Raw genomic sequence first — 21,590 nt, 5'->3', positions numbered from 1 at the left:
CTGCTTTCAGGCCCAGCCGACTGAAGTCGGCTCTACCAGGCAACACGGCAGCGCTGCCTGGGCTGGCGGTTGCTCAGTGGCAGCGCACCAGCACGACGGTGATGTTGTCCGATCCGCCGCCGTCCAGCGCCGCCGCCACCAGCGTATCCACGCATTCCTGCGCGCTCGCATCGTCGAAGGCCAGTGTGCGCGCGATACCGCTGTCATCCAGCTCTTCGGTGAGACCGTCGCTGCACAGCAGCAGCTGCATGCCCGGCCGCAGCTCGCCGGCCGTGGTCGCCACATTCAGATGCGCCGGGTCGGTCACCCCCAGCGCCTGAGTCACCACGTTGCGATGCGGATGCGCCCGCGCCTGTTCTGGCGTCAGGTTGCCCTGGGTCATCATCTCCTGCACCACACTGTGGTCCTGGCTCAGCTGCGCCAGCTGGCCGTCTCGCCACAGGTAGGCACGGCTGTCGCCCACCCACGCCACTTCGTAACGGTTGCCCTGCACGCGGGCAGCGACCACCGTGGTGCCCATGGGCAGCGTGTCGTTGCGGCGACGCGACGCGCGGATGATCTCTTCATCGGCGGTGCGGATGGCCTGGGCCAGCGGCGCCCCCCGGCGGATCTCGCGCACGATGGTTTCCCGCGCCAAGGCACTGGCCACCTCGCCACAGGCATGGCCGCCCATGCCGTCGGCCACCAGCCACAGCGCCAGTTCGCCATCACCGTAATAGGTGTCCTCGTTGAGGGCACGGCGCAGGCCGGGGTGGGTCAGGTGTCCGAATTCGATCATGAGTGGGGGGCAGCGAAAGGGGGGTCTACCAGGCAGTACGCCATCATCGCGGCGGGCAGGACATCCGACAAGCGCGGTAGTCAGGGAAGTTTCACTTTCCTGCGCGTGATGACTTGTGAATATCCGCGCATCCTCGTATCATGCGCGTCCCCGGTACGCCGGGGAAACGGAGAGGTGGCAGAGCGGTTGAATGTACCTGACTCGAAATCAGGCAGGCGTTTATAGCGCCTCGGGGGTTCGAATCCCCCCCTCTCCGCCAGATAAAAAAGAAAAGGGCTGCCCATCGGGTGGCCCTTTTCTTTTCCGCCCACCGGGGACGCATGCACCACGCGTTATCATCCCCCTCTGCTTCCAGAGAGTGCCTCCATGACTGCTGAAATCCTCGTTCCCGTCGCCTTCGGCGAGCTGCTCGACAAGATCTCGATCCTGCAGATCAAGTCCGAGCGCATCAGCGACGAAGGCAAGCTGGCCAACGTGCGTGCAGAGCTTTCCGCGCTGGAGAGCACCTGGATGTCCCATCCCGCAGGGGGCAAGGACGTGGCGCAGCTGCGCGCGGACCTCAAGGCCGTCAACGAAGAGCTGTGGGACATCGAAGACACCATCCGCCTGCAGGACAAAGCCGGCGACTTCGGTCCGACCTTCGTGGAGCTGGCGCGCAGCGTCTACCTGCGCAACGACGAACGCGCGCGGATCAAGAAGGCCATCAACCTGGCGCTGGGCTCGGTGTACGTGGAAGAGAAGTCGTACAAGGATTACCGCGCCAGCTGACCCGCCACAGTACGCCCGGCGTTACTACCGGGCTGGCCGGTCTGCCACGTAGCGCTCGAAGGCGGCGATCCCGTCCTCCACCGTGATCAGCTGCATCACGTCGTCGAACTCGATCTTCGTGCCCCATTTCAGCGCGCTTGCGTGCTTGCCGAGGAACTTCCGCGCGGCATCGTCATAGCGGTCCACGCAGTAGCGGCGATCCGAATACGGGCCGCTGCGGTGCGGATTGCTGGCCGCGTGCAGGCCCAGCACTTTCGCGCCCACGGCGTTGGCGATGTGCATGGGGCCCGAATCCGGGGTCATCACCAACGCGGCCCGCGCCAGCAGGGCGGGCAGTTGTTTCAATGTGTCCTTGCCCACCAGATCCAGCGCCGGCTGCTGCAACTGCGCCTGGATGGCGTCGGCGGTGTTGCGCTCCAACTCGCTGCGTCCACCGCACAGCACCACCCGCCAGCCGCGCGACGCCGCATGGTTGGCAACGGCCGCATAGCGGTCGGCATACCAGTTGCGGCGCTCATGGCTGGAGCACGGCGAGATCATCAGCACCGGGCGCCCGTCATCCTGCCACTGGGCCTGCGCCCACTCGTGCGCCGCGGGCGGCACCGCCAAGTCTCCCCAGCTGACCTCCGTCTGCTTGATCCCCAAGGGCTCGCAGAAGCTGCCGATCGCATCCAGTACGTGGATGCCCGGACGGTCCGGGATGCGCTCGTTGATGAACAGGCCATGCAGATCCTTGGAGCGGCTGCGGTCATAGCCGATCCGGCGACGGGCGGGAATGAAGGCCGACAGCACGTTGGCGCGAAAAGCGACCTGCATCTGCAGCAGCGCCTCGAATCGGCCCTCGGGCAGCTGCGCGCGCAGGGCCTTCATGCCGGCCAGCCCCGTCTTCTTGTCATACGGATGGAAGGTGACGCCGGGCAGGCCTTCGAGCAGTTTCAGCCCTATTTTGTCGATCACCCAATGTATCGGCGTGCCCGGACGCGCGGCCTGCAGGGTCCGCACCAGCGGCACCACGTGGGTCACATCACCCAGCGCGGACAAACGCAAAAGGCACAGGGAAGAGGACGTTGATGCCATGGTGTTGTTAGACTCGAAGGAATGGTCGCATTCGACGCCAATGAAGCGATGACGCCTTGCCGCGAAGGACGCGGCATGGGTGCCATTCTGTTCGACCGCGAACGGCTGCGGCAAGCCGACGCCAGCCTGTTCTCGCCGCAGCACTGGGGCGAGCGGGCGCGGCCGGTAGGCGAGGGCGGTCGCGGCAGCGCGTGGTTCGTGGATGCGCCCTTCGGGGCCAGCGTGCTGCGGCACTACCGGCGCGGTGGGCTGGTGGCCAAGCTGAGCCACGACCGTTACCTGTGGCGTGGCTCCCAGCGCACCCGCAGCTTTGCCGAATTCCGCCTGATGCGTGCACTGCGCGAGCTCAAGCTGCCCGTGCCCCGGCCCATCGCGGCGTATTACATGCGCGAAGGCCTGCGTTACCGCTGCGCGATCCTGATGGAGCGCATCGAGGGCGTACGTTCGCTGGCCGACCGCGCGCTGGTCGCCGGCCGCGGCGCACCGTGGGAAGAAACCGGGCGGCTGATCGCCCGTTTCCATCGCGCCGGGCTGGACCATGCCGACCTCAATGCCCACAACATCCTGTTCGATGGCAACGGCCATGGCTGGCTGATCGACTTCGACCGCTGCGTGCAGCGTATCCCGGCCACCGCGTGGCGGGAGCGCAACCTCAAGCGCCTGCTGCGCTCGCTGCTGAAGCTGCGCGGCGAACGCAGCACCGATGAAGTGGAAAAGGACTTCGCGCGGCTGCGCCGTGCCTACGACCTGGCCTGGAACCGGGGCACCTGATGGACTGGTCGCTGCGTTTCCTGGGCGTCGGCAATGCGTCGGCGGTGGAGCTCGGTTCGCCGATGTCGGTGATCGAGCGCGACGGACAGCCCTGGCTGACCATCGATTGCGGCGGTGAAGGCCTGACCGCGTTCCAGGCGCACTACGGCCACCTGCCGCAGGCGCTGTTCGTCACGCATGTGCACCTGGACCACGTGGCCGGCTTCGAGCGGTTGTTCGTGGATACCTTCTTCAACGCCCAGCGTCGCGGCAAAGTGCGGCTGTACGTGCCCGCGCCGGTGGTGCCGCTGCTGCACAGGCGTATCGGGGATTACCCCAACGTGCTGGCCGAAGGCGGCGCCAACTTCTGGGATGCCTTCCAGCTGATCGTGGTGGGCGATGCGTTCTGGCACGAGGGCGTGCGCTTGGAGTTATTCCCCGCACGCCATCACTGGCCGGAGACCGCCTATGGCCTGCGGCTGAAAGGGTCACTGACCTGGAGTGGCGATACGCGGCCCATTCCCGAAATGCTGGCGCGCTTTGCCGATGACAACGAACTGATTGCCCACGATTGCGGGTTGCACGGCAACCCATCGCACACGGGCGTGGATGACCTCGAGCGCGAATACAGCGCTGAACAGCAGGCGCGGATGATGCTGTATCACTACGCCAGCGCAGCGGATGGCGATGCGTTGCGCGCGCGCGGCCATCGCGTGGCGATGCCGGGCGAGTGCGTGCCGCTGGCCACCCCGACCGCCATGCAGGTCGCCTGACCCCGACCGGTTTTTCCGTGTGCAGTCCTGAGTCGCGCGATGCGTGCATCGGTAGCGCCGAGCCACGCTCGGCGGAATGTTTCCGCGTGCAGTCCCCCGCCGAGCGTGGCTCGGCGCTACGGGAATGTTTCCGTGTGCATTCCCCCGCCGAGCGTGGCTCGGCGCTACCAAGGGCAGGTAGCCGCACGGCATCGCGTTTCAGTGGCCCAAAAAGGTGGCGACCCCGCCGGCTGACCTCGGCGCCCGCGTCGATCGATACCGTTGCTGCCTTCCGGCCCTGGCGGGATTTTCGATCTAGCGTCGCGAGGGGCCGACGGGGCCGCCATAGAGACGTGGACAGCGGGAGTAGTGGCGCCGTGCGCCGAACCTCACCGGTCCTGGCTGCACATCGCAGAGCGACGGCAGGCGCGCATTCTAGCGCATGCGCCTACGCGTTAGCCAGAACAATGCAGTGAACCGCCTGTAACCCTTCAGTATGCAGCGGCGTCGCGAATTGCCTGCCGTTGCTAGAATCATCGGCGGAGGAACGGCCTCCCCCGCACCGGGTTGAAATGTCCAGGACGGCCTGGCCCCTGCAAAGGAGGCCGCCATGGCCTGGATCTATCTTTTGTTCGCTGGTCTTCTCGAAATCGTCTGGGCCGTTTCGATGAAACAGTCCGAAGGCTTCAGCAAGCTCACCCCGACGCTCATCACCCTGGTCGGCATGATCGCCAGTTTCTGGTTGCTGGCCGTGGCCATGCGTACGTTGCCACTGGGTACCGCATACACGATCTGGACCGGCATCGGCGCTGTCGGTGCGTTCGTGATCGGTATCGTGTTTCTGGGCGAGCAGGTGAGCGCGATGCGCATCGGCGCCGCCGTGCTGATCGTCTGCGGGCTGGTGCTGATGAAACTGTCGAGCAGCTGACGAGGCCGGGGTCAGGTCCGTTCGCGTAACCGAAGGGATCTGGCCCCGACAGGCGTAGTGCGATCACGCGCAGCGCTTCACCACGGACAGGATCACCGACCGCAGCTCGTCTTTCGCCTGCGCCTCGCTGATGTCGCCATCCACCGCGGCCTGCGACAGCGTATCGGCCGCCCCGAGCACGGCCCACATACCCGCAGAGGGCACGCCGTCCCTTCCAGCGAAGGGGGCGAAGATGCCTTCGCACTTCTCGATGAAGGCCTGCTGGTACCGGCGTTTCACCTCCAGCAATTCCGCGGATCCGCCCAACGCGGCTACCACCGCGGATATTTCGCGCCCTTGGGTGAGCACGCAGGCGACATAGCTGTCTGCCACCACGCGGGCCTTGTCCTGCAGCGTCGCACGCGCGGCATCAACCGCAGCATCGAAGACAATCGTCTGTCGCACGTCGTAGTCCTCGTACAGCGCCGCCAACAGACCGTTCCGCGTACCGAAGTGGTCGTACGCCACGGGTTTGGTCACGCCCGCAGCCTCGGCCAGGCGCCCCAGCGACAGGGCGTCGCTGCCCTCGTCGCTGATCAGCGCCCATGCAACGTCCAGCAGCTGCCGCGTGCGCTGCCCGCGTGGCAGGCGCTGGCGCGCAGGTGCTGCGGGTGCTGCATTCAACGGGGCAGGGTGCTTGGGCAATGCGTCAATCCTTGGGTGAAACGATGCGGCGCCCAATGTCGAAGGCGGTATCCAGATGCGCAGCGGGAAAGCCGGGATCCGACGCGAGCAGTCGGGTGGAGCTGATAACAGGGGCACCACAATAGTCGAAGATGCCGTGGTCGATCTGGGTCGTCATGGCGGTTGCGTAGCCATGGCGATCGATCATGCCCTGGTCCGCGCCGCCGTTGGCTACCAGATGCACCTGCAATCGCTGCAGCTTCTTGATGACTTTTCCCTCCGGGTTCTCTTCGTAGGCCCAGCCGTTGGAGAACACGCGATCGATCCAACCCTTCAGCAAACCCGGGAACGACCACCAGTAGATCGGGTAGACGATCACCAGCCTGTCCGCCCGGTCCAGGCGCGCGTGCTCATGGGCGATCTCCGGCGGCGCCGGCGCGCGCTTCTCGAAATAGGCGAGGTCGGCAGGCGAGAAGGCCGGATCGAATCCTTCGGCGGCCAGATCGGCGATTTCTACGGTGTCTGCAGCGTCTGCGCTGGCGATGCCTTCCGCCACGCGCTCAGCGATGGCGTGGGTGAGGGAGTCGGGATTGGGGTGCGAGATCACGATGAGGGTGTGCATGGACGTCCTGAGTGGTTGGTTACCATTAGTAACCTACTATCCGTAGGTAATCGTCCGGGCGCAACTACATGGATGGAACGCTGGCACCTCATCCCGTGCTGGTTCGTCGCCCGATGGGCCGGTAGCCCTGCCACTCCGGCTTCGGTGGCGTGCCTGACGGATTAGGCGTCAGGTGCACGTGTCTGCCGTTGAAATCGCTGAGCGCCAGGCAGTTGTCCACCTCACGCAGATCATCCTTGTGCAGTTGATCAGCGCCCTGCAGCAACTGCCTGCGTGCCTTCGCCTTCGCGCCGGCGGCGTCCGCTGCGACAAACAGGCCGAACTCGTGCAGCTCAGCCAGCGTGTCCTTGCGGTAACCGCCCATATTGACGAAGAAGAGGGTGAGCCCGGACGGATCCGGGCCATCGGCCAGGTGCACGTCGAATCCGTCCGCCCAGGTGATGTCCACGTAGCCATCCAGATGCAGGCTGGAGGGATCGCCGAACCATGCCTCGCGCAGCGCGGGATAGGCGTCCTGCACGCGGGCGACTGCCGCGAACTGCACATCGTGCAGCTCGATGTTGGCGCGGCCGGCCGTACCGCCGATGTAGAACTGGTACAAGCGCGGAGGAAAGAGCGAGGCAGTCGGCATGGCAGGCAGTCGATGCGGGAGCGAGCAGCCAGCGTAGCAGTGCCATGGTGCGTCGATGGCTCGGCGTTCGCGTGATGCACATGCCGTGGGTCTTACCGTGGAAACACGAACTTCATCGACGAGGAGTACCCGATGCGAACTTCTGCAACTGCGTCCGTGCACGGCGGTGGCGCCCGCCTGGTCATCTGGTGTGGTGGCCTGGCCGTGGCGTCGGCGCTGAGCGCCTGCGGTGCGGGCGCACCGCCCGACACTGGCGCGGCTTCATCGCCAGCGGAGTCCGTGGCGCCGGACGCAGATCAGCCCGCGCCCGCCGCCACGCCTGCAGTACAGCGACCGATGGACGAAGTGCCCAAGCAGAAGACCAATGCCGCAGGCGAGCGCGAATATCAGTTCAACAACGGCTGTGTGGTGGTTATCGAACCCAAGCGGGCCGTGGTGAAGACCGAAGGTCCGGAGTGCGCATCGCATCACCGTGACATTGCCCTGCTGTACGCCGCCGGCGACTGACCCCCGGTGGTGCCGACATTAGTCGGCAGCACGCATCCCGGTAGCGCCGACCCATGGTCGGCGAGCGCAGCGGCCGCCCTTGCGCCTGTGCGTCAAAAGCGTTGCCGACTGAAGTCGGCACTACCAAAGCGGGCACCATGCAACGCGGGTGCCGCGCACGCGATCCTGCCTGATCGGTAGCGCCGACCCATGGTCGGCGAGCGCAGCGGAAGTCCGTGCGCCTGTGCGTCAAAAGCGTTGCCGACTGAAGTCGGCACTACCAAAGCGGGCACCATGCAACGCGGGTGCCGCGCACGCGATCGTGCCCGATCGGTAGCGCCGACCCATGGTCGGCGAGCGCAGCGGAAGCCCGTGCGCGCAAAGCGGCCGCGCGGGACAAATAAAAAGGGCCGCCCGATGGGCAGCCCTTTTCATTTGTCTGGCGGAGAGAGGGGGATTCGAACCCCCGAAGCGCGGTTTAGACGCTTACACACTTTCCAGGCGTGCTCCTTCAACCGCTCGGACACCTCTCCGGATTCCCCTGCGGAACGACAATGCCGTTGCAGGGGCCGCAGATTCTAGCTGGCTGCGCGGCTGGACACAAGCACCTTCGGTGGCAGGCGGGGGGACTGGACAGGCGTGGCACAATGGACGTCCTGATGAAGACGGTGGCCTGATGTCCTATCTCGTCCTTGCCCGCAAGTGGCGTCCGAAGCGGTTTGCCGAGCTGGTGGGCCAGGAACACGTGGTCCGCGCGCTGACCAATGCGCTGGACAGCGGCCGCGTGCACCATGCTTTCCTGTTTACCGGTACCCGCGGCGTGGGCAAGACCACCATCGCGCGTATTTTTGCCAAGTCGCTGAACTGCGAACAGGGCACCAGCGCGGATCCGTGTGGTCAGTGCCCGTCGTGCCTGGATATCGATTCGGGCCGTTACATCGACCTGCTGGAAATCGATGCGGCGTCCAACACCGGCGTGGACGATGTCCGCGAGGTGATCGAGAACGCGCAGTACATGCCGTCGCGCGGCAAGTACAAGGTCTACCTGATCGACGAAGTGCACATGCTGTCCAAGGCGGCCTTCAATGCGCTGCTGAAGACGCTGGAAGAACCGCCGGAGCACGTGAAGTTCCTGCTGGCCACCACCGATCCGCAGAAGCTGCCGGTGACCGTGCTCAGCCGCTGCCTGCAGTTCAACCTCAAGCGCCTGGACGAAGATCAGATCCAGGGGCAGATGACCCGCATCCTGGCGGCCGAGGACATCGAAGCCGACGAGAGCGCGCTGGTGCAACTGTCCAAGGCCGCCGATGGCAGCCTGCGTGACGGCCTGTCCCTGCTCGACCAGGCCATTGCCTACGCCGGCGGTGCACTGCGCGAAGACGTGGTGCGCACCATGCTGGGGACGGTTGATCGCACCCAGGTCGCGGCCATGCTGGAAGCGCTGGCCGACGGCGATGGTCAGCGCCTGCTCAAGGTGGTGGCGGCGCTGGCGGAGTTTTCGCCGGACTGGAGTGGCGTGCTGGAAGCGCTGGCCGAGGCGCTGCATCGCATCCAGGTGCAGCAGCTGGTGCCGGGCGCGATCGCCGCCGACGGTCTGGACCTTGCCCGTTTCGCGGACAGTGTGCGGCCGGAAGTGGTGCAGCTCTGGTACCAGATGGCGCTCAATGGCCGACGTGACCTGTCGCTGGCGCCGAGCCCGCGCGCGGGCTTTGAAATGGCCGTGCTGCGCATGCTGGCCTTCCGTCCGGCCGCTGCGGTGCCGCCGGTGCCGCGTACGCCGGAAGGGGGCGAGGGCGCGCAGCCGGGTGGCTCGTCAGGGTCGGGGGTGAATCCGGGGCCGACGGGTATCGCGGCCGCTTCCGCGTCCGCGTCCGCCGAGCAGGGCGCGCCACAACCGAAGCAAGCGGCCCCCGTGGCCGTGAAGCAGGCAGCACCGGACCCTAAACCGGTGCAGGAACCACCGCCTGTGGAAGATCCGCCGCCGGCACCGCCCGTGCCGGTGGAAGAGCCGCCGCCATCGTCCCCGGATGATGCCGATCTGCCGCCGTGGCAGGTGCAGGCAGCCGAGGGCGATGATGAGCGTGATGCCGCCCTGGCGGCTGAAATGGCCGGCCCGGACGCCGCCATGGTGGCGCCGTGGCAGCCGCCGGCAGAGCCGGCACCCGCGCCGGCCACGCCGTTCCAGGCCGAAGGCATCGCCATCGCGCCGGTCGCGGCCAAGAAGGCGGATGCTTCGTCTGCAGCCGGCGAGCTGTCAGCGCTGGCGTGCGCCGAAGACTGGCTGGAGCTGGTGGCTGGCAGCGGCCTGAGTGGTCCCTCGCGGCAGCTCGCCGCCAATGCGGCCTTCATCAGTTTCCAGCATGGGGTCTTGAAACTGGGCTTGTCGCCCGGATTTGAATACCTGAGCTCCGAGCGCGCCTTGGGTGCGCTGTCGGAGATGCTGGGCAAGGCGCTGGGTTCGCCGCCGAAGATCGTGGTCGATACCACGCAGGCGTCGGCCGAGACCCTGCACCAGCGCTCGGACCGTCAGCGTGGCGAACGCCAGCAGGCGGCCGAGGCGTTTTTCATGGCCGATCCGGAAGTACAGGTGCTGATCCAACAGCACGGTGCGCGGCTCGTGTCCGAATCCATCCGTCCCTTTGAAGAGTAAAGAACCATGCGCGGCAATATCGCCCAGATGATGCAGCAGGCCCAGAAGATGCAGGAGAACCTGCAGAAGGCCCAGGAAGAAATCGCCAAGCTTGAAGTCACCGGTGCGGCCGGTGGCGGCATGGTCAGCGTCACCCTGACCGGTGCCAAGGAGTGCCGCAAGGTGCGTATCGATCCGTCGCTGCTGGGCGACCAGGAAATGCTGGAAGACCTGGTGGCGGCTGCATTCAACGACGCCTCCAACAAGGTCGATGCGGAGTCCAAGACGCGCATGGGTTCGGCCACCGCCGGCATGCAGTTGCCGCCGGGCATGAAGCTGCCGTTCTGAGCAGCGGCTCCATCACCTGCAGCGGGCCGTCAGCCCGCTCCATCGAAGCGCGACCATGACCGCCCCCCTGCTTGAACAGTTGATCGATGCACTGCGTGTGCTGCCGGGCGTGGGCCAGAAGACGGCCCAGCGCATGGCGTACCACCTGCTGGAGCGTGAGCGCGAGGGCGGCGAGAAGCTGTCGGCGATCCTGGCCCAGGCGATGGAGCGCATCGGCCACTGTGCGCAGTGCCGGGACTTCAGCGAAACCGAACTGTGCGCGACCTGCGCCAACGGCAGCCGCGATCGTGGCCAGTTGTGCGTGGTGGAGTCACCTGCCGATCGCCTGGCCATCGAGACCGCAACCGGTTTCCGTGGCGTGTACTACGTGCTGCAGGGGCGCTTGTCGCCGCTTGATGGCATCGGCCCGCGAGAGCTGGGGCTGGAGCAGTTGGACCAGCGCCTGGCGCAGGGCGAAATCGGCGAGATGATCATCGCCACCAGTGCCACCGTGGAAGGCGAAGCGACCGCGCATTATCTCGCGCAGTTGGCGCGTGCACGCACCGTGCGGCCCAGCCGCTTGGCGCAGGGCCTGCCACTGGGCGGTGAGCTGGAGTTCGTCGATCGCGGCACGTTGTCGCATGCGTTCGGTACGCGCAGCGAAGTGCGGGAATAACCATCATCGAGGCAGCCATGAGCAACGAAACGCTTTTCAGCAAGATCATCCGCCGCGAAATCCCTGCCACCATCGTCTATGAAGACGACGAGGTCCTGGGCTTCAACGACATCGCCCCGCAGGCGCCGGTGCATGTGCTCTTCATTCCCAAGCAGCACATCATCCCCACCCTGGATGACCTTCAGCCTGAGCAGGCCCACCTGATCGGCAAGCTGGCGTTGGCGGCCGCCTCGTATGCGCGTGACCAGGGGCTGGCGCAGGATGGCTACCGTATCGTCATGAACTGCCGCGAGAACGCGGGCCAGACCGTCTTCCACATCCACCTGCACCTGCTGGCCGGTGCGCCGCTGGGTCACTTCGGCGTGCCGGGCAAGTAAGTACGCCGTGCACGAAAAAGCCGCCCGAAGGCGGCTTTCTGGTCAGCAACGAAACGGCAGGTGGCTTACCACCAGCCGTAACGGCCATAGCCCCACGGGCCCCATGCAGGACCCGGACCCCACGGGCCATACGGGTAGGGCACCACGTCCACCTGACGCTGCACCGGCCACAGATAGATCACGTCGGCGGCAAGCTTGGGCAGGCGGTAGTCGTACTCGCCGATCTTGACGCTCTCGAAGCCGTCCACGCGGCCGATGAAGGTCACATCGCGGCCCTCTTCGAATACGGCCGGATCGTAGAAGCCGGCACGACAGGCCACGAACCGGCCATCGCTGGCGTCGGTCGAGGTGGAGGTCGGGCGGCCACTGGCGGTCAGCGGGCGCGAGATGATCTGGAAGCAGGTCTGGCCCTGCACCGGCATCGTCTCGATGATGCGGCCACCCCAGCGCACCGGCGCACCGACCTGCTGGGTCGATACCGAGTCACGGGGCGTGACGGGGTTGAACTGGCCCTGCAGCGGCTTGGGCGCCGTTGCGCAGGCGGCCAGTACAAGCGAAGCCGCCAAGGGAAGCAGAAGTTTCAGGTTCATGGTGTGGCTCCGGAAGTCGGACGATGCCTGCGCAGGTCGACCAATAATGAGGCGTGGTCGACGTGAGTGCCAGCGTAGCGCGCGTCGACGAAACGCTGGCTGAGCGCCAGCAATGCAGGGTCGCTCCGTTGGGCGTGAACGCGGCGTGCCCAGTCCATGGCGGGCTCGGCCGGTTCGCGTCCCAGACCGCGCCGCGCGTACCGCCGCCCAAGGCGGTGCCACGCGCGCAGCAGGGGGTCACGCTCGCGTTCGCCGCGTGCCAGCACCCACGCCATGGCACCGACGGCAAGCAGCGCGATGACCACGAAGCCGATGATCAGTTGCCCCGGCTTCAGGTCCGGCATGCCGAAGGTGCGCAGCAGATGCTGCTGGCGGTTGGCATCGAAGGACAGCACCAAGTCGTTCCAGCCACGCCGCAGCCAGTCCAGGGCTTGTCCGGTCTGCAACCACGCCCCCTGCACGCCGCCCGGATTGGCGCCCAGGCGATCGTCGAGGGTGTCGTAGATGCGCTCTGGTGCCACCGCAGCGGTGGGGTCCACGCGAACCCAGCCGCGCCCCGCCAGCCACACTTCGGCCCACGCGTGAGCGTCCATGCGGCGCACCACCCAGTAGTCGCCGATGGGATTGCGCACGCCGCCGGCAAAGCCGGTCACCACGCGTGCCGGCACCCCCGCATTGCGCATCAGCACCACGAAGGCAGAGCTGAAGTGTTCACAAAATCCCACCTTCTGGTCGAACAGGAATTCGTCCACGGCGTTGCGGCCCGGCAGCGGGGTTTCCAGCGAGTACGCAAACTCGGCGCGTATCCACTCCAGGCTGCGGCGTACCAGCGCGGCGTCATCGGTGCCGGCCTGCGCGCGCCATTGCCTTGCCAGTGCGGCGGTGCGCGGGTTGAAGTCGGCAGGCAGCTGCAGGGCCAGTTCGCGCTGGAACGGTGACAGGTCGCCGGCAAATACCTGCGGGGGGGCGGACTGCAGCGTCCATCGGGTCAGTGCGCTCAGCGGGCGGTCGCTGACCAGGCTGTAGTCCGCTGTCAGCCGGCTGCCTTCGGGCGCTGCGCCGGGCAGATCCAGCGCGACCAGCTGCCGGCGGTCGGTGGGTTCGTAATCGATGGTGTAGTCCCAGCGCTGCACACCGGGCTGCACCGCTGCCGGCGGGGCCTGTTCCAGGCCGCGATCGCGCTGCCAGCGGCGCCCATCGAAACGGCTCAGCACCGGGCCGCGCCAGTAGCGCTGTTCGGCCGCCGGCACCGGCCCGCGGAACTGCGCGCGCAGGGCGGGGGTGTCGTCGGCCATCAGATCCAGCCATTGCCCGGGTTCCATGCTGTCGGACAGGCCGGGTCGGGCGACCGCGCGCTCGGGCAGACCCCACAACGGCTGCGACAGCCGCGGGAACAGCCAGAACGTGGCCATCGCCAGCGGCAGGCCGATCAGCAACAGGCGCATCACCCCGCGCAGCTGCGTGCGCAGGGCCGGTGGCGGTGCATGTCCTTCGGCCTGTGCCAAGCGCTGCAAGGCCAGCAGAGCGCAGGTGCCGGCCAGTACCGCCAGCACGGTGGTGATCGGTCCCTGGTCCAGCAGGAAGGCGGCGAACGGCGCGAACAAAGCAAAGCCGAGCAGGCTGCGGGCATCACGCAGCGTGCGCAATTCGCTGGATTTGATCGCCAGCATGGCCGCCAGCAGGGCGCAGCCGGTATCGCGTCCAGGCCGCATGCCCATCTGCGCATAGATCAACGCCAGCATCGCCACCACCAGCAGCAATCGCACCGGCACCGGTAGCAGGCCGTGACGCGATACCAGCGCGGTCAGCACGGCCGTGCCGGCAATGGCCGACGCCAGCAGCGTGGGCAACTGCAACAACAGCGGAAGCAAGGCCAGCGCGGTGCTGGCCAATGCCCAGCCGCGTGCGTGGCGATCCAGCAAAGAGGCAGGTTCAGTCATGAGGCAGCAGCGCCAGCGCGCGCAGGCAGAGGTGATGATGGGGCGCGCCCTGGGCCGGCCCCAGCGGCGGCTGCCCTGGCAGCTTCAAGGTGTAGCGCCGTCCCTGGCGTTCGGCCAGGTCGACCCAGCGCGCCAGACGGGCAACACGTTGTTCTGTGCCCAGTCCCTGCAGGTGGCGCCAGTCCAGTACGGCATCGATGCCTACCGGTTTTTCGTACTCGCGTACCAGCAGCGTGTCGCGGCGCGCGGAATGCTTCCAGGAAATGCTGCGGCGAGGATCCCCTGCGCGATACGGACGCAACTGATGCAGCTCTTCGCCGGCGGCGTCCATGCGGCTGTGCAGCGGGTCGCTGCCCTGTTCGGGTAGTCCCGGTCCCTGCGTTTCCGCTTGTGGATACACCAGCAATGGCTGGTCCGGCCAGAACCATGCCCATGCGCGTACCAGGCCGAGCGGCTGCGTGGTGGACAGGCGGATGCGCTCCAGGTCCAGCCAACCGCGCTGTTCGGTCGGCAGGTCGAGCGTGGCTTCCACGCGGCCGCTGGCCGGCAGCGTGACCCAGCTGCGGGCATCACCATGGTCCAGCTGCAGGCCAGGGCGGTTGCGCTGTTCGCGCTGCGACAAGGCCAGCCGCAGCCGCAGGGGCTGGCCGGCCGGCACCGGCTCGGCGGCCACCGCATCCAGGCTTACCCCGGAGAGCGCAAGGTGGGCGCTGATCGTGCTGGCTACTGCCGCGCCGGACAACAGCAGGGCCAGCAGCAATGCGGGATTGTTGTTGTAGTTCAGCGCCCCCAGCAGCATCGCCAACAGCAGCGCCGCGACGAACAGCCCGAACCGCGTGGGCAGCACGTAGATGCGCCGCCGATGCAGTCGCTGTGGCAGGGTTTCAGTTTGACGCGGCTGGGCAAGCGCCAGCAGACGCTGCCGACGCGAAGGCGCAGGCGCGTTCAATCCACCGGCACCGTCTGCAGAATGGCGCGTGCGAGCGCAGGACCGGCGGAGGATTCCGCCTCGCCCACCAGGCGATGGCCGGCGACCCCAATGAACAGCGTCTGCACATCTTCGGGCACCACGTGCGCACGTCCCAGCAGCAAGGCATGGGCCTTGGCCGCGCGCAACAGGGCCAGCCCGGCACGCGGCGACAGGCCCACGCGCACGCCGGCATGTTGGCGGCTGCGGGTCAGCAGGGCCTGCACGTAATCCACCAGCGCATCGCTGACGTGGACCTGCAGCACGGCATCGCGCAACTGCCGTACCTGGTTGTCGTCCAGCTTCGGGGTGGCGCGCGCGATCAACTCGCGTCGGTCCACGCCACGCAGCAGCTCGCGTTCGGCATCCACGTTCGGATAGCCCATCGCCAGCCGCAGCAGGAAACGGTCCAGCTGCGAATCCGGCAGCGGGAAGGTGCCCGAGAGGTCCACCGGGTTCTGCGTGGCGATCACGAAGAACGGGTCGGGCAGGGCATGGGTCTGCCCGTCCAGCGTCACCTGCTGCTCGGCCATCGCTTCCAGCAGGGCGCTCTGCGTACGGGGCGGGGCGCGGTTGATTTCATCGGCCAGCAGCACGTGGGTGAACACCGGTCCGGGATGGAAGGCGAACTCGCGGCTTCCGGGATCGAGGATCGACACGCCCAGCACATCGGCAGGCAGCAGGTCGGAAGTGAACTGCACGCGCTGGAAACCGAGCCCCAGACTGGATGCCAAGGCGTGGGCGAGGGTGGTCTTGCCCAGGCCGGGCAGGTCCTCGATCAGCAGGTGCCCGCCGGACAGCAGCGCCACGAAGGCCAGCCGTACCTCATGGGCCTTGCCCAGCACCAGCGAATTGACCTGCTCTTGCGCAGCATGCAGGGCCTGAAGCAGTTCATCGGTTAGCATGCGGGACACGCGGGGCGAAGATTCCATCGTCGTCTCTGGCTCGGTCTTCCTTCGATTCTATAGAGCAATGCAGGGCGAACAACGCGCACGCACGATATTTCTGTGGTTATGGACGCTGATCACGGCTGTGAAGCTGGTCGTGGCGGCGCGTCTGCCGTTGTTCGTGGACGAAGCGTTTTATTGGCAGGAAGGTCAGCATCTGGCCGCTGCGTATTCCGATCTGCCCGGGCTCACCGCATGGTTGGCGCGGGTAGGCGTGGAGATCGGTGGCCATCACGTGCTGGCGCTGCGGCTGCCGTTCCTGGCCATCGGCGCCTGGCTGCCGTGGGCGGTCTCGCGCATTGCCACGCGCTGGTTCGGCAATGTCGCCGGCTGGCAGGCAGGCAGCCTGACGCTGCTGATGCCGCTGTCGGCCACGCTGGGCATGCTGGCGGTGCCGGACGTGCCCATGGCGATGGCGGCGGTGTTGTGCCTGGGTGCCGGTGCGCGCCTGCTGCGCCAGGTTGACGCCGGCGCGGCGGTACGGCTGGCGCTTGGCCTGCTGATCGGCGCCTTGAGCCATTACCGTTTCATCGGCGTGATCGCGGTGGGCTTCGTTGCGCTGTTGTTGATGCCGCAGGGCCGCCGCATGCTGCGCGATCCGCGCATCTGGGTGGCACTGGCGGTGGGCGTGCTCGCATGGCTGCCGTTGCTGGCGTGGAATGCAGACAACCACGAGGCCGGCCTGAAATTCCAGGTGGTGGATCGCCATCCCTGGGATTTCCAGTGGTCGGGGCTGTGGTTCCTGTTGATCCAGCCCATGCTGGTCACCCCGTTGCTGTGCATCGCGATGTGGAAAGTGGCCGTGGCCGGCACCCGCGCAGGCGACGGCGCGCGCGCGCAGTGGCGCTATTTCGGCCTGGTGGGCGGGGTGTCCACGCTGGCGATCTTCGTGCTGGGCTTCTTCACCGACGTGGAGCGCATCAGCTTCCACTGGCCGCTGCCGGGGTACCTGGCGCTGCTGGTGGCCGTGCCGGTCGTACTCAACGGTTGGCCGCGCTGGCTGCGCCGTACCGCCTGGTGGACCGCAGGCGTTGGTCTGGCATTGGCCTTCAGTTACTACCTGATGGTGTCCTCACCGGCCCTGCGCGAGCAGCTTGCCGGCTACAAGTATTACCCGCGCAACTTCGCCGGCTGGGAACCGCTGGCCGCAGCAGTGCGCGATGAACTGAAACAGATGCCGCCGGAGACCAAGGTGCTGGCCGGTAACTTCAAGGTCGGCGCGGAACTGGGCTTCCAGCTGGGCAATGCGGAGATCGAGGTGCTGCCGCACCCGTTGAACGACAAGCACGGCCGGAGTGTGCAGCTGGGACTGTGGGGCCTGTTGCATGAGGGTCGGCGCGATGGCCCGCGCTTGCTGGTGCTGTCGCCCAGCGACCAGCGTTACCGCGAACTGTTGGACCGCTACCACGCCATCTGCACGCAGGTCGGCCCCTTGCCGCCGCCTCGCGTGGTCAGCAACGATCACGGTTTCCAGCGTTTCCTGCTGTTCCGCTTGCCGCCGCAGCGCGACGAGCGGCCGTGCGTGACCCCCGCGATGGCGTGGTTCGATACGCCGTCCTCGGGCGACCGCGTGGATGCACAGATGCCGGTTAAGGGATGGGCATTCAAGGACGGGGTGGGGCTGTCGCGCGTGGAAGTGCTGGTGGATGGCCGCTACGTTACGGACGCGGTGTACGGGCGCACGTTCGATATCCGTCCGGCCTGGCCGCAGTCGACCGATCCGCAGCATCCGCAGGTGGGCTTCGACGCGCGCATCGACACCACCACCCTGGCACCCGGCCGGCACTGGCTGGGCCTGCGGCTGCACGGTCACGACGGCAGCGTGGAGACATGGCAGGAACAGCCGTTCGTGGTGCCTGCGCGGTAGGGCGACAGCTGCCGGGATTCCGGTTGGTGAGGCCGGGCCTGGGCGCTCAGGGAACGGCGAAACCGGCCTGCCGCAGCAGCCCGCACAGTGCGATCAGCGGCAGCCCGACCAACGCGGTGGGATCGCGGTTCTCGATCGCGTCGAACAGGGCGATCCCCAGGCCCTCGCATTTGAAGCTGCCGGCGCAGTCGAGTGGCTGTTCGGCGTCCACGTAGCGCGCGACCTCCGCCGCCTGCAGATCGCGGAAGCGCACGCTGGTGGTGTCCACTGCGTGCAATTGCTCCGCATTACGCATCAGGCAGATCGCGGTGTGGAAGTGCACCATCTTGCCGGACATGGCCGCCAACTGCGCCTGCGCGGCCGGCACACTGCCGGGCTTGCCCAATGGATGGCCGTCCAGATCGGCGACCTGGTCCGATCCGATCACCCAGGCGCCCGGGTACCGCTTGGCGACCTCCGCTGCCTTGGCTGCCGCCAGCCGCACCGCCAGCGCACGTGGAGGCTCGCCAGCCAGCGGCGATTCATCCACGTCGGGCCGTACGCAGTCGAAGGGCAGGGCCAGCCGTTGCAGCAGCGCGCGGCGGTAGGGGGACGTAGAAGCCAGCAGCAGGGTGCTCATGCGGCATGATGACAGTCTGGGCGGGCCAGTCTGGCCCCTGCGCGGCCCCTGCGACAACCCTGAAGTCATCGGCATTTGACAGGGGCGGCGGCGATCCTTAACATTCAGCGGCTTATGTCCGCGAACGTGCCCGAAACGCTGGATGCTTGGCGGATGGTCGCAGCGCGAAGGCGCTTCGACGGCCAAGTCGATCTGGCTCAATTCACCCGCCTGCAAGGCCTCGTTGCCGATGCGGAAGGTCAGTGCACGTTTGCGCTGGAATTCTCGCACGACGACATCCTGCGGGTATCCTATGTGGAATTGACCATCGATACCGAGCTGCCGCTGATCTGTCAGCGCAGCCTGCAGCGTTTCCTGCTGCCGGTGAAGCTGGTGCAGAAGATCGGCCTGATCCGCGAGGAAGACGAGGAATCGTCGCTTCCGGAAGACTTCGAGGCTTTGCTGGTGCCGGTAGATGGCCAGTTGGCACCGTTGGAGCTGGTCGAGGACGAGTTGGTGTTGGCGGTTCCGGTCGTAGCCCTCTCGCCCGATGGCGAAGCAGTCGAGCGCGAATGGGCACCGACGAAGGAAGAAACGGACAAGGTCAACCCGTTCGCGGCGCTGGCCTCTCTGAAGAAAAAAGATCCGTGATGTCGAGTTCGCTCGACTGACGAATTTGCAGCCGGGTATCGTCGGCGGCTGCGGCGAAAGCGAAAAGTGTGCTGGACGCTGGCGTCCTGTGCGACGAAACGACGAAGAAAATCGAACCGAGTTTGGAGCAATCCCATGGCTGTGCAGAAATCCCGTGTTACCCCGTCCCGCCGCGGCATGCGCCGTGCGCATGACGCCCTGAGCGCAAAGCAGCTGTCGACCGACCCGACCACGGGCGAAGTGCATCTGCGTCACCACATCACTGCCGATGGTTTCTACCGCGGCAAGAAGGTCATCCAGACCAAGACTTCTTCCGTCGAAGAAGATTGATGTGAGTGAAGGCCGCTGCCGTCCAGGCAGCGGCCTTTGCCGTATCTTCCCGGGTTACCGTCTGCGGTTACCCGCGCAACAGGAATGTCGATGAGCAAGCGGATCTACTCGAGGATCGCGGGCACCGGTAGCTATTTGCCGGAGAAAGTGCTGACCAACGCCGACCTGGAACGCATGGTCGAGACGTCGGACGAGTGGATCGTTTCGCGCACCGGCATCAAAGAGCGGCACATCGCCGCTGATGAAGAAACCACCAGTGACCTCGGCTACCACGCTGCGGTAAAGGCACTGGAAGCAGCCGGCATCGATGCCAGCCAGCTGGACATGATCGTGGTCGGTACCACCACGCCCGATCTGATTTTCCCGTCCACCGCGTGTCTGATCCAGGCCAAGCTCGGTGCGAGCGGTTGCCCCGCTTTCGACGTCAATGCCGCCTGTTCCGGCTTTGTGTTCGCGTTGAGCGTGGCCGACAAATTCATTCGTTCCGGTGATGCACGCCACGTGCTGGTCATCGGTGCGGAAACCCTCACCCGTATCGTCGACTGGAAAGACCGCACGACCTGCGTGCTGTTCGGTGACGGTGCCGGTGCGGTGGTGCTGAAGGCCGATGAAGAGACCGGCATCCTCAGCACCCACCTGCATTCGGATGGCAGCAAGAAAGAACTGCTGTGGAATCCGGTCGGCATCTCCGTCGGGTTCGGCAAGGGTGAAGAAGCCCGCGGCGCGATCCTGATGAAGGGCAACGACGTTTTCAAGTACGCAGTGAAGGCGCTGGACTCGGTCGTCGATGAAACCCTGGCAGCCAACGCGCTGACCAAGGACGACCTGGACTGGCTGATCCCGCATCAGGCCAACCTGCGCATCATCGAAGCGACGGCCAAGCGCCTGGACCTGTCGATGGACCAGGTAGTGGTGACGGTCGACCAGCACGGCAACACCTCGTCGGCTTCGGTGCCGATGGCGCTGGATCACGCGGTGCGTTCGGGCCGTGTGGAGCGTGGTCAACTGCTGCTGTTGGAAGCCTTCGGTGGCGGCTTCACGTGGGGTTCGGCGCTGCTGCGTTATTGATAACCCTCTGTCACGACATCGTTATATCGTCGTTGCGGCCCTTCGGGGCCGTAGTGCGTTATGGAGAAACCCCATGGTCGAACCCATCACCCTCGAAGGCCAGCGCGCTTGGCTGAAACAGTACGGGGAAGGCAGTCGCGCCGTTGCGCTGGGCCTGCTCAATTTCATCGCCAATCGCTTCCATCTGGATGCACTGCGCCCGCCGCCGCACCGCGGGGGTGATGCCGCTGCGCGTACCGAGGCGCGTCGGTTGGGTGAGTTGCAGGCGCAAGGGGTGAACGTGCCCGCCGTGCTGGGCAGTGGTCACGCCGCGCTGGTGCTGGGCGACAACGGCAGCTCGTTCAATACCTGTCTGCGAGAGGCCGATGACGCCGGTCGTGATCGGCTGGTGGCTGCTGCGATGCAGGCCATGGCGGACGCACATGCGCAAGGTGCCTACTTCGGTCAACCGCTGCCGCGCAATCTCACGTGGGATGGCGAGCATGTCGGCTTCATTGATTTCGAAGAAGATCCGCTGGAAGTGATGGACCTGGCGCAGGCGCAGGCCCGTGACTGGCTGATGTTCGGCTACGGCGTGGCCAAGTATTACGCTGACCGGCCGCAGCAGTTGCAGGCGTTGATGGCCGCAGCGATGGACGGCGCGAACGAACCCGTGCGTGAGCACGCGCATGCGGTGACCGGCCGCCTGCAGCACGTCGCCAAGGCCAGCAAGAAGCTCGGTCGCTCGGCGCGTGCGCTGGCCAACGCCATCCTGATCGTGCACGGGGCTACCACGCTGGGCGTGCTGATGGTGCTGATGGTGTGCGTGGACTGGCTGGCCGACGGCCACCTGGACCTGCTTGAACTGCTGACCTGACCGACCGGGCTGGCGGCCTACGGCCGAGCCGACCTCCCGGCAGAACCTAGGGTAGAGCCGACTTCAGTCGGCTGCCTTGCCCGCCGCGCGCCGCACACATTCCGCCGAGCACGGCTCGGCGCTACCACCGCACCCAGCTTCCCGGCAGAGCCGACGGTAGAGCCGACTTCAGTCGGCTGCCTTACCTCCCGCGCGCCGCATACATTCCGCCGAGCACGGCTCGGCGCTACCACCTGCGAGCTCCCGCCCGTGCCCCGGTGCGCCCCCTGCATACGCGCACGTACAGACGGCCGACGGCAATCGCCTTTATCA

General features: G+C 66.5%; 24 protein-coding genes, 2 tRNA genes and 1 other RNA gene. 15 read left to right on the top strand and 12 right to left on the bottom strand.

What is annotated here, in order from left to right; genetic code table 11:
* Window positions 1-73: 73 nt before the first annotated feature.
* Window positions 74-778: a protein phosphatase 2C domain-containing protein gene (locus IFT58_RS12980; protein WP_188324877.1), complete on the bottom strand. Its 705-nt coding sequence runs from the start codon at window positions 776-778 to the stop codon at window positions 74-76.
* A 168-nt stretch (window positions 779-946) separates the two neighbouring features.
* Here IFT58_RS12980 and IFT58_RS12975 point away from each other — a divergent pair.
* Both IFT58_RS12975 and IFT58_RS12970 read left to right on the top strand, forming a co-directional pair.
* Window positions 947-1,037, top strand: a tRNA-Ser gene (locus tag IFT58_RS12975).
* 107 nt (window positions 1,038-1,144) lie between these two features.
* Window positions 1,145-1,546 carry a DUF6165 family protein gene (locus IFT58_RS12970; protein ID WP_188324876.1) on the top strand — a complete coding sequence of 134 codons (402 nt, stop codon included), beginning with the start codon at window positions 1,145-1,147 and terminating at the stop codon, window positions 1,544-1,546.
* 24 nt (window positions 1,547-1,570) lie between these two features.
* Here IFT58_RS12970 and IFT58_RS12965 read toward each other — a convergent pair whose 3' ends face one another.
* Entirely contained in the window at window positions 1,571-2,623 is a 1,053-nt protein-coding gene (locus IFT58_RS12965; RefSeq protein ID WP_192095376.1) for a glycosyltransferase family 9 protein, read from the bottom strand.
* Window positions 2,624-2,644: 21 nt separating this feature from the next.
* Here IFT58_RS12965 and IFT58_RS12960 point away from each other — a divergent pair, with 21 nt between their 5' ends.
* Both IFT58_RS12960 and IFT58_RS12955 read left to right on the top strand, forming a co-directional pair.
* Complete coding sequence (locus IFT58_RS12960; RefSeq protein WP_188324874.1) at window positions 2,645-3,394, top strand: 3-deoxy-D-manno-octulosonic acid kinase; 750 nt, start codon at window positions 2,645-2,647, stop codon at window positions 3,392-3,394.
* The gene (locus tag IFT58_RS12955; RefSeq protein WP_192095375.1) at window positions 3,394-4,146 is read left to right on the top strand and encodes an MBL fold metallo-hydrolase; all 753 of its coding nucleotides are present in this window, start codon (window positions 3,394-3,396) and stop codon (window positions 4,144-4,146) included. Before IFT58_RS12960 ends, IFT58_RS12955 begins: the two co-directional genes overlap by 1 nt.
* Before the next feature lie 220 nt (window positions 4,147-4,366).
* Here IFT58_RS12955 and ffs read toward each other — a convergent pair.
* An RNA gene (gene ffs, locus IFT58_RS12950) (signal recognition particle sRNA small type) lies at window positions 4,367-4,463 on the bottom strand.
* A gap of 272 nt (window positions 4,464-4,735) precedes the next feature.
* On the opposite strand from ffs, the gene IFT58_RS12945 reads away from it, so the two are divergent.
* Entirely contained in the window at window positions 4,736-5,053 is a 318-nt protein-coding gene (locus IFT58_RS12945; protein ID WP_192095374.1) for a multidrug efflux SMR transporter, read from the top strand.
* Window positions 5,054-5,116: 63 nt separating this feature from the next.
* Here IFT58_RS12945 and IFT58_RS12940 read toward each other — a convergent pair whose 3' ends face one another.
* The 3 genes from IFT58_RS12940 to IFT58_RS12930 form a co-directional block, all read right to left on the bottom strand.
* Entirely contained in the window at window positions 5,117-5,716 is a 600-nt protein-coding gene (locus IFT58_RS12940; protein ID WP_197974627.1) for a TetR/AcrR family transcriptional regulator, read from the bottom strand.
* A 25-nt stretch (window positions 5,717-5,741) separates the two neighbouring features.
* Window positions 5,742-6,338, bottom strand: coding sequence for an NAD(P)H-dependent oxidoreductase (locus IFT58_RS12935; RefSeq protein WP_192095372.1), 597 nt, complete (start codon window positions 6,336-6,338; stop codon window positions 5,742-5,744).
* 88 nt (window positions 6,339-6,426) lie between these two features.
* Window positions 6,427-6,969, bottom strand: a complete 543-nt coding sequence (locus IFT58_RS12930; RefSeq protein WP_192095371.1) for a DUF1543 domain-containing protein — start codon at window positions 6,967-6,969, stop codon at window positions 6,427-6,429.
* Between the two features lie 132 nt (window positions 6,970-7,101).
* Between IFT58_RS12930 and IFT58_RS12925 the strand changes: the two genes are divergently transcribed.
* Window positions 7,102-7,476 carry a hypothetical protein gene (locus IFT58_RS12925; RefSeq protein WP_192095421.1) on the top strand — a complete coding sequence of 125 codons (375 nt, stop codon included), beginning with the start codon at window positions 7,102-7,104 and terminating at the stop codon, window positions 7,474-7,476.
* 419 nt (window positions 7,477-7,895) lie between these two features.
* On the opposite strand, the gene IFT58_RS12920 is transcribed toward IFT58_RS12925, so the two are convergent.
* A tRNA-Ser gene (locus tag IFT58_RS12920) sits at window positions 7,896-7,988 on the bottom strand.
* A gap of 143 nt (window positions 7,989-8,131) precedes the next feature.
* On the opposite strand from IFT58_RS12920, the gene dnaX reads away from it, so the two are divergent.
* The 4 genes from dnaX to IFT58_RS12900 are packed head-to-tail and all read left to right on the top strand — an operon-like array spanning window position 8,132 to window position 11,464.
* Complete coding sequence (gene dnaX, locus IFT58_RS12915; RefSeq protein WP_192095370.1) at window positions 8,132-10,105, top strand: DNA polymerase III subunit gamma/tau; 1,974 nt, start codon at window positions 8,132-8,134, stop codon at window positions 10,103-10,105.
* Window positions 10,106-10,111: 6 nt separating this feature from the next.
* Window positions 10,112-10,432: a YbaB/EbfC family nucleoid-associated protein gene (locus IFT58_RS12910; protein WP_192080928.1), complete on the top strand. Its 321-nt coding sequence runs from the start codon at window positions 10,112-10,114 to the stop codon at window positions 10,430-10,432.
* 55 nt (window positions 10,433-10,487) lie between these two features.
* A complete protein-coding gene (gene recR / locus IFT58_RS12905; RefSeq protein ID WP_188324849.1) occupies window positions 10,488-11,087 on the top strand; it encodes a recombination mediator RecR in 600 nt (199 codons plus the stop codon).
* Window positions 11,088-11,104: 17 nt separating this feature from the next.
* Window positions 11,105-11,464 (top strand): histidine triad nucleotide-binding protein, encoded by a 360-nt coding sequence (locus tag IFT58_RS12900; protein WP_192095368.1) that lies wholly within the window; start codon window positions 11,105-11,107, stop codon window positions 11,462-11,464.
* A gap of 65 nt (window positions 11,465-11,529) precedes the next feature.
* Here the strand turns inward: IFT58_RS12900 and IFT58_RS12895 are convergent, their stop codons facing one another.
* The 4 genes from IFT58_RS12895 to IFT58_RS12880 are packed head-to-tail and all read right to left on the bottom strand — an operon-like array spanning window position 11,530 to window position 15,866.
* The gene (locus IFT58_RS12895) at window positions 11,530-12,054 is read right to left on the bottom strand and encodes a Slp family lipoprotein (protein ID WP_188324847.1); all 525 of its coding nucleotides are present in this window, start codon (window positions 12,052-12,054) and stop codon (window positions 11,530-11,532) included.
* On the bottom strand, window positions 12,051-13,994 hold the full coding sequence (locus IFT58_RS12890; protein WP_192095366.1) for a DUF3488 and transglutaminase-like domain-containing protein: 1,944 nt from the start codon (window positions 13,992-13,994) through the stop codon (window positions 12,051-12,053). The genes IFT58_RS12895 and IFT58_RS12890 overlap by 4 nt, the downstream gene beginning before the upstream one ends.
* A complete protein-coding gene (locus tag IFT58_RS12885; RefSeq protein ID WP_249405695.1) occupies window positions 13,987-14,943 on the bottom strand; it encodes a DUF58 domain-containing protein in 957 nt (318 codons plus the stop codon). The genes IFT58_RS12890 and IFT58_RS12885 overlap by 8 nt, the downstream gene beginning before the upstream one ends.
* A complete protein-coding gene (locus tag IFT58_RS12880; protein ID WP_192081056.1) occupies window positions 14,940-15,866 on the bottom strand; it encodes a MoxR family ATPase in 927 nt (308 codons plus the stop codon). Before IFT58_RS12880 ends, IFT58_RS12885 begins: the two co-directional genes overlap by 4 nt.
* 67 nt (window positions 15,867-15,933) lie before the next feature.
* Here IFT58_RS12880 and IFT58_RS12875 point away from each other — a divergent pair, with 67 nt between their 5' ends.
* Window positions 15,934-17,775, top strand: coding sequence for a glycosyltransferase family 39 protein (locus tag IFT58_RS12875; RefSeq protein ID WP_192095364.1), 1,842 nt, complete (start codon window positions 15,934-15,936; stop codon window positions 17,773-17,775).
* Between the two features lie 46 nt (window positions 17,776-17,821).
* On the opposite strand, the gene IFT58_RS12870 is transcribed toward IFT58_RS12875, so the two are convergent.
* Window positions 17,822-18,394 carry a Maf family nucleotide pyrophosphatase gene (locus IFT58_RS12870; RefSeq protein ID WP_192095362.1) on the bottom strand — a complete coding sequence of 191 codons (573 nt, stop codon included), beginning with the start codon at window positions 18,392-18,394 and terminating at the stop codon, window positions 17,822-17,824.
* A gap of 114 nt (window positions 18,395-18,508) precedes the next feature.
* Between IFT58_RS12870 and IFT58_RS12865 the strand changes: the two genes are divergently transcribed.
* The 4 genes from IFT58_RS12865 (at window position 18,509) to IFT58_RS12850 (ending at window position 21,278) form a co-directional block, all read left to right on the top strand.
* A complete protein-coding gene (locus IFT58_RS12865; RefSeq protein WP_188327348.1) occupies window positions 18,509-19,024 on the top strand; it encodes a YceD family protein in 516 nt (171 codons plus the stop codon).
* 135 nt (window positions 19,025-19,159) lie between these two features.
* Window positions 19,160-19,354: a 50S ribosomal protein L32 gene (rpmF, locus tag IFT58_RS12860; RefSeq protein WP_042613380.1), complete on the top strand. Its 195-nt coding sequence runs from the start codon at window positions 19,160-19,162 to the stop codon at window positions 19,352-19,354.
* Window positions 19,355-19,444: 90 nt separating this feature from the next.
* Window positions 19,445-20,422 carry a beta-ketoacyl-ACP synthase III gene (locus IFT58_RS12855; RefSeq protein ID WP_188324843.1) on the top strand — a complete coding sequence of 326 codons (978 nt, stop codon included), beginning with the start codon at window positions 19,445-19,447 and terminating at the stop codon, window positions 20,420-20,422.
* 73 nt (window positions 20,423-20,495) lie between these two features.
* Window positions 20,496-21,278 carry a serine/threonine protein phosphatase gene (locus tag IFT58_RS12850; protein ID WP_192080934.1) on the top strand — a complete coding sequence of 261 codons (783 nt, stop codon included), beginning with the start codon at window positions 20,496-20,498 and terminating at the stop codon, window positions 21,276-21,278.
* The last annotated feature ends 312 nt before the right edge of the window (window positions 21,279-21,590 follow it).

This window comes from Stenotrophomonas sp. CFBP 13718 (assembly GCF_014842145.1).
Lineage (GTDB): Bacteria > Pseudomonadota > Gammaproteobacteria > Xanthomonadales > Xanthomonadaceae > Stenotrophomonas.
The sequence above is the reverse complement of the archived record's forward strand: the minus strand, read 5'-3'. Positions and strand labels throughout refer to the sequence as shown.